The following is a 6,564-nucleotide window of genomic DNA, read 5'->3' as shown; positions in this document are numbered from 1 at the left end:
GGACACGGATCCACCCCATGAACTCCAGGCCCTGATCGACGCGGTCACCACCGGACACGGCATTGACCTCTACCTCCGGATTTAACGAACTACCGGTAAGACCATCAGGCCGACGCCGACCCAGCCCCACATGATCACCGCTGGTCCGCCGGTGGTGAGGCCGAAGCCGTAGAGCGTCATGCAGCCGGACAGGATGCTGATGACCGAAAACGAGATCGCGAAGTTGCCGAAGGGGCCCATACGGCGGGCCAGCACGGGCTGGTAGCCGTGCCCGGCCAGGACAGCATCGTCATCGGTCAGGCGGTGGGCGGCACGTCTCGAAGACACCGAAATGATCCTCTGAGGTCAAGGGGCGAAGGGACGGGAGGGCGGGGGTTGAGGGCGCAGTGGGGGTGCTCGACTTCTCATCACTGCCGGTGTCCTTGTTTCATCGCGTAGGTGCGGGCCAGAAGGAACTCCTCCTCCCACCAGCGGCTTTCACTGACGTGGTGCCAGGGCGCCTGCGTGGCGAAGGGGCCAATCGCCTCGAACACGTCGCCGGCGCCGGGCAGGCCACAGGCGGTGAGGGTGTAGGCGAGATAATTCAGATCCAGCTGGGAGGCCGTGCTGCGATCAGCGAGGTAGGCGAACCATCCATCCCGCGCCCGCACCGCGTAATGCCGGACCTGCTCGTTGTCCCAGAAATGCAGGGTCCGGGCGACCTGTCCGCCCACCGTCCGCAGGCGGTATTCCTCAACGAACGCGTACAGCGGCAGGGTGAGCAGCACCGACCCTGGCCCAGCCAGGGAGGACGCCCACCGGGCGAAGTCGACAGCGCCTCCGCCACGCGCCTGGAAACACTGCAGCATCCGCTGGTACGCCTCCCTGTTCGGGTGGTCCCTCCGGTTCACCTCGTCGAGCACCGGCCACGGCCCGCGCGGCAGGAGAGCCTCCGACGGGTCTGCCCAGTTGCCGAGGTGCAGGGGGCGCTTTCGGTCACAGTCGACCTGGGCGAGAGCCAGCAGGCACACCCCGGGCACGGGATCGGCCGGCCAGCGCCGGGCCGCCTCCAAACACGCGGTGTGCGCGGCGCGGAGGCAGGGGATCAGAGTGTGGCGGTCTGCTGTGTGGCGGTAGGCGGACACCGCCCGGACCGTCAGCACTCGGGCCTGCATCATCAGCGCGTTGGCGTCGGTCGGATCCTCCGCGAGCCAGGCGGCAATGGCATCGCCCCTGGCTGCTCCGGCCGCCAGAACCTGGCTGCGTGCGGTCCGCAGCGCCCAGCTACCCGTGCGGGTAAGGAGCGTCTTGGTGGAAAGCCACCGGTCGAGCTGTAAGTCTTCCAAGGCCAGGCGTAAGTCCTCATCCCTTCCAGCCGGATGGGGGGTCAGAGTCAGCTCAGTGGTCGGCATGTGGGTACCTCGTGAGCGGGCGGAAGAAGGTGGCAAGCGGGATGCTGCTGCTGGTGACGTGATCGACAGGAGACCGCCGGGCGGTCATCGGCCTCAACCCTGGTGAGTCAGATGCTCGGTTCGGGATGTGCCCAAGTGGCGTCCGTGACATGGGGGGCCGTAGCGACGCGCCTACACCACCGGGCGGCCGTGAGCCGGAGGCTGCGCCGCCGCAGCCGGAGGATGCACACGGCGGCCACGAGGGCCTGCCAGCCCTGGAGGGAGCTGGGTGTGATGCCGTGGTGACGACGGAGGAGATCAATACGCCAACGAACCACCAACTGCAACAGCGGAGGAAGCGCCTCGTCCCCTGTTGTCGTCATGGACCTCTCCCATTGTTTGCACGTCACGTGGAGCGCGCCCGGCGCGGGACGAGGCAGGAGGGGGTTTCCCACGCCGGGCGCTCAGACCTGCCCGATGGCTCTGGGGCTCCTCGGGCAGGGGCTCATGCGGCCGCTGTGAGCTCCCGCTGCAGCGTGTCGAGGTCGAGGACGCGGAAGCTACTGAGCCGGCGGATGAGTTGGGAGGCGAGGAAGGTCTCCAGATTGGGGTGCCCGTAGGGCAGTGGGTGGTCGGGCTTGGCCACCACGTGGACACCGTCACCGTTCAGGCCGTACAGGGCGCCGGTCACCCCGTACAGCGGGGCGCTGGTAGCGAGGAAGACCATCGGCTTCCTCTCCAGGTGCGGGCACAGCGCGGCAGCCGCACGGGCATGTCGAAGGCAGACAGGGGGCTGGTTGGTCAGGATCTGTGGCTGAGTGGGGTCGTGGTCGCCCGACCCGGCAAGGAAGATGAAACCCAGCGGAGTGCGTGCATGCCGGGTGCACACCTGGCAGCGCAGAGCCTGCATCGTCATCATCTGCCGGTAGGGATGCATGAGTTGCCATAACGGCGCGCCTGTCGGCATGCCGCGCTCGTCGACCGGGTTGAAGGCGCAACGCGCCCACAGCACCCCGCGCAGGTCCCGGTCCCTGACGTCCTCGTCACCGTAGTGGAGCCGGTAGTTGCCGGGCCCGTGTCGCAGGATAAGAAGGTTGTCTGGCGCGGCCTGTTCACCCTCCCGTTGGGTGATGAAAGGGATCAGGCCCGGCTCGCCAACGGTATGCACGGATCGGTTCTTCCTTCTCGTTTGCGACGGCTGCAGGTGGAGGAGAGTGGGCCGAAGCACGCTCGTGACCCTGTGACAGGCCGGGGCGGCAGTGATGTCAGCGAGCCGTACCCTGTCGTTGAGCTAGTGCGGCGAGGCTTCCCCGCCGGTGGCGCGCAGGAGTCGGCGCCGCCGAGAGACGTTCAATGCTGTAGCTTGCCCAGCAGCGCTGGGAGCGCTGCAGCATCCCCGAGCGGTGACCACGCTGGCTCGGGCCTAGTAGAGATGGCCGCGGGCGGCGTCACAGTCGCTATTGCCCGGAGATGGTGAGAGTGCACCAGACCGTGGCTCCGGCGTCGTTGGTGCCCCACATCCCGCCGTTGTCGTGAACCAGTGCCTCGACGAGTGCAAGGCCTCTTCCGGATTCTGCGGCGTCGTGGGTGGGCTGGGGCTCAGCGCTGCCGGGCATACCGTCGCCGACGGTGATGCGCAGACTGCCGCCGAGCAGGGATAGGTTCAGGCTGATCTTCGTGGTACCGCTATGCATGAGGGCGTTAGTGAGCAGCTCGGAAACGATGAGCATGACGTCGTCTGTCATCGCGGTGAGTCCACAGTTTTTCAGTCTTGCGGCGGTGATCCGGCGCATGGCTCCCACCCGGCAAGCGTCCTCGATACGCGGCAGGGCGTCACCAAAGCGAGGCGCGACCGTGAAGTGCTCGTCCAACAGGCTCCCCGTTTTGAGGCCAGCCGTGTGAGGCGTCAGTACGGCGGTCGTCGTCATCACCTCCTTAGGGGGCGGACGCTTCGACGAAGCGAGCTCCCGGGGGTGGCGCTGGTTGGGTGCGTCGAGGGGTGACTGTTCAGTGCATCGGGTGCAGTTTGGCGCGAGGCTCGCACGCGACGGCGTGGTGGGTGTAGTCACTGGGATCGTCATTCCTGTGGCGAGGGGGCCCGGCCTTAACAGGGGAGGCAGGGCCATGCGCTTTGCTGCCGCCGGCGTGAGGTCAGGAGCCACGGAAGGTGGTGCACCAGCTCGGCTCCGGCGGTTGATGTCGACCGTATGCTCACTGCGCTCAACCTCCAAGAAACTTGCGCGAGTTTGCAGCAAGCCGGTTGACGAGCTCTAACAGCTCACCGACCATCAAAGTGACGCGCAAATCGGAGCAAGGATAGGGACAGGAGACAGACCATGAAGTTACGGTTCCTTGGCACCAACTCCACGGGCGGAGACTGCCCGACGCTCTACGCCACGGATCGCGACAGCTACATCGTCCAGGGCTGGCAGCTTTTCGCTAACGAACTGACGATGCAGCTCGACCTCCCCCAGGACGAGACTGCAGTGGAGGTGCCCACGGAATTGTTCGATCACCTCAGCAACGACGGCCTTCCGGCAAGGAGCATCAACCACGCCCAAGCCCCGATCATGATCGTCACCGGTCAGGGCACCTGCGTTGTCCAGGGCAAGACGGTGACCGACGCGGAAGCCCTCACGCACATGTCCATCCCGCACTATGAGACCTGCGTCGAAGTACCGAAAGCGGCCATCACGGCCCTCCTGGAGGACGTACATGGAGTTAATGCCCAGCGCTGAGCGCAACCGCCTCTTCGAAAGCATCCAGCGCGACGCGTTCCACCTTGAACTGCGAGACGACTACTCCGTACCCGATGAGGGCGGACCGTTCAAGAGCTGGCTGGACGGTGACGACGTCGACTACTCCTACCTCACGCCGTGGACCCAGCTCATGAAGGGCACCACCCAACGCGGCGTGACTGTGCGCCGCGTGCGGGTCGTCACTGAGCCCCTGACCTCCTACATTCGGTGGGAGTACAGCACCACGCGGCTGAACGAAGAGGCTGGTGAGAATATCCGCTGGCTGCCCCGACACCTCCTTGCCGAAGGCATCACCTTTCCCTTCGACGGGAGGGACTGGTGGCTGTTTGACGAACACCTCCTCGCGATAGGCTACTTCGCGCCAGACGGCCGAGTCCTGGGATCTCGACTCATCGATGATCCCGATACCGTCACCCAATGCGTACGCCTGCGAGACCTGCTGTGGACCTGTGCCATCCCTCACGCACAGTACAAACCTGAAAACATCCGTGAGCACACAAGTAGATGAAGTACTGCAATCGCTCGGTGCCCGGCTGCGCGGCTTCCGCAAGGACGCTGGATTTAAAAGCGGCCGGGCCTTCGCGCATGCCACCACATGGCACGAGTCCAAGATATCGCGCATCGAGCACGGCAAACAACGCCCGAGCGAAGACGACATTCGTATCTGGTGCGAAGCGACTGGCCAAGGCGATCAGGTCGGCGACCTGATCGCGATCGTCCGCCACGTCGACGAACTGTGGCTCGAGTGGCGCCGGCAACTCCAGGCAGGCGCCGAGAGTCGGCAGCACAAGGCGATCCCCGTCTACGCCAAAACCAAGGTTTTTCGCATTTGGCACCCCACTGTTGTATGGGGAACCCTCCAGACAACGGAATACGCCGCCAAAATCTTCGAGCAGGTCGTCAACTACTACGACATCCCGGACGACACCGACGCCGCAGTCGCCAAGCGTCTCCAACGCCAGCAGTATCTCTACCAGGGTGAGCGGATCTTCAACGTATTACTCGGAGAGCAAGCCCTCTACACGAACTTTGGCGGCCCCGACGTGATGAAGGGACAACTGGACCGTCTCCTGGCTGTAATGCGACTGCCAAGACTTAGCCTCGGAATTGTCCCCCGCTCAGCACCGGCCGCGATCTGGCCGGGCAACTCGTTTTCGATGTTCGACGATAGACTCGTCCTTGTCGAGACCTACTCTGCGGAACTGTCCGTCTCCCAACCCCGGGAGATCGACCTATATGCGAAAGCCTTCGCCCTCCTGCAGCAGTCAGCCGTCTATGGCAAGGCTGTTCGCGACATCATCTTCACCGCCGTGCACCACTTCGATCGGTTGCCGACCGACTAGAGGAGAGCCGCCGTGCCCGACCAGCCGAACTGGCGCACCAGCACTTACACCTCGCAGGACACTTGCGTTGAAGTCGCAGATAATACCCCAGGCGCCATCATGGTGCGAGACACAAAAGACCCCAGTCGCGGCGTCATTCGCATCCCGCCTCGCGCATGGATGGCCTTTCTGGAACACACCGTGAGCAGTAGAGCTATTTGTGAAAGGCGGTGATTTTATTGACCCATTACAGACAAACTGCAGAACCCGCCCCGTCACCGGCGCCACCTCGCTGCACTTTCCACACACAAAGCCGTTTAAACAGCATGGTAGGGCAGCGAGGGCGGCGTCCGAGTCCCATGTCGATGCCCTCGGCGTCGTTTTTGAGCTCACGCGTCAGACCACACTGCCTGGGCACGAAGATCGCGAAGTTTCGCGAGACCTTGCCGAGAAAGGTTCCGTTTTTTAGTACTGTTCGGTCTCTACGAAGCCCGAGTCTGCGTCGTCTTCTGCGCTGAGTGCGGCGGCGGTGGGGTCGAATCCGGGCGGGCTGTCCTTGAGGCCCAGGCCGAGGCCGGCCAGCTTCGCCTTGACCTCGTCGATGGACTTCGCACCGAAGTTGCGGATGTCCAGCAGGTCGGCCTCGGAGCGGGCGACGAGCTCACCCACGGAGTGGACGCCCTCACGCTTGAGGCAGTTGTACGACCGGACGGTGAGGTCGAGCTCCTCGATCGGCAGTACGAGATCGGCGGCGAGGGCGGCGTCCGTGGGGGAGGGGCCCATGTCGATGCCCTCGGCGTCGATGTTGAGCTCACGCGCCAGACCGAACAGCTCGACCAGGGTCTTGCCGGCCGACGCCATGGCATCACGCGGACGCATGGCCTGCTTGGTCTCGACGTCGACGATCAGCTTGTCGAAGTCGGTGCGCTGCTCGACACGGGTCGCCTCGACCTTGTAGGTGACCTTGAGGACCGGCGAGTAGATGGAGTCGACCGGGATCCGGCCGATCTCCTGGCCCACCTGCTTGTTCTGCACGGCGGAGACGTAGCCGCGACCGCGCTCGACGGTCAGCTCCATCTCCAGCTTGCCCTTGCCGTTGAGCGTGGCGAGGAC

At 64.6% G+C, this 6,564-nt stretch carries 8 protein-coding genes and 1 pseudogene; 4 read left to right on the top strand and 5 right to left on the bottom strand.

What is annotated here, in order from left to right:
* Positions 1-96: 96 nt before the first annotated feature.
* The 4 genes and pseudogenes from ABZT03_RS42455 to ABZT03_RS42440 form a co-directional block, all read right to left on the bottom strand.
* Positions 97-327 (bottom strand): annotated as a pseudogene (locus ABZT03_RS42455) (amino acid permease); the annotation flags it as partial.
* Between the two features lie 80 nt (positions 328-407).
* Positions 408-1,391, bottom strand: coding sequence for a hypothetical protein (locus ABZT03_RS42450; protein ID WP_356049446.1), 984 nt, complete (start codon positions 1,389-1,391; stop codon positions 408-410).
* A gap of 484 nt (positions 1,392-1,875) precedes the next feature.
* Entirely contained in the window at positions 1,876-2,538 is a 663-nt protein-coding gene (locus ABZT03_RS42445) for a hypothetical protein (RefSeq protein ID WP_356049445.1), read from the bottom strand.
* Between the two features lie 289 nt (positions 2,539-2,827).
* Entirely contained in the window at positions 2,828-3,298 is a 471-nt protein-coding gene (locus ABZT03_RS42440; protein WP_356049443.1) for an ATP-binding protein, read from the bottom strand.
* A gap of 408 nt (positions 3,299-3,706) precedes the next feature.
* Between ABZT03_RS42440 and ABZT03_RS42435 the strand changes: the two genes are divergently transcribed.
* Genes ABZT03_RS42435 through ABZT03_RS42420 form a run of 4 tightly spaced genes read left to right on the top strand, consistent with a single transcriptional unit; the run spans position 3,707 to position 5,685 of the window.
* On the top strand, positions 3,707-4,108 hold the full coding sequence (locus ABZT03_RS42435; RefSeq protein WP_356049441.1) for a hypothetical protein: 402 nt from the start codon (positions 3,707-3,709) through the stop codon (positions 4,106-4,108).
* Complete coding sequence (locus ABZT03_RS42430) at positions 4,095-4,637, top strand: DUF6879 family protein (RefSeq protein WP_356049439.1); 543 nt, start codon at positions 4,095-4,097, stop codon at positions 4,635-4,637. Before ABZT03_RS42435 ends, ABZT03_RS42430 begins: the two co-directional genes overlap by 14 nt.
* Positions 4,618-5,472, top strand: a complete 855-nt coding sequence (locus tag ABZT03_RS42425; protein WP_356049437.1) for a helix-turn-helix transcriptional regulator — start codon at positions 4,618-4,620, stop codon at positions 5,470-5,472. The genes ABZT03_RS42430 and ABZT03_RS42425 overlap by 20 nt, the downstream gene beginning before the upstream one ends.
* A gap of 12 nt (positions 5,473-5,484) precedes the next feature.
* Entirely contained in the window at positions 5,485-5,685 is a 201-nt protein-coding gene (locus ABZT03_RS42420) for a DUF397 domain-containing protein (RefSeq protein ID WP_356049435.1), read from the top strand.
* Positions 5,686-5,916: 231 nt separating this feature from the next.
* Here ABZT03_RS42420 and ABZT03_RS42415 read toward each other — a convergent pair.
* On the bottom strand, positions 5,917-6,564 hold a 648-nt coding region (locus ABZT03_RS42415; RefSeq protein ID WP_356049434.1), incomplete at its 5' end, for a DNA-directed RNA polymerase subunit alpha.

Origin of the sequence: Streptomyces sp. NPDC005574 (genome assembly GCF_040605435.1) — a bacterium.
Classification (GTDB): Bacteria; Actinomycetota; Actinomycetes; order Streptomycetales; family Streptomycetaceae; genus Streptomyces.
The sequence above is the reverse complement of the archived record's forward strand: the minus strand, read 5'-3'. Positions and strand labels throughout refer to the sequence as shown.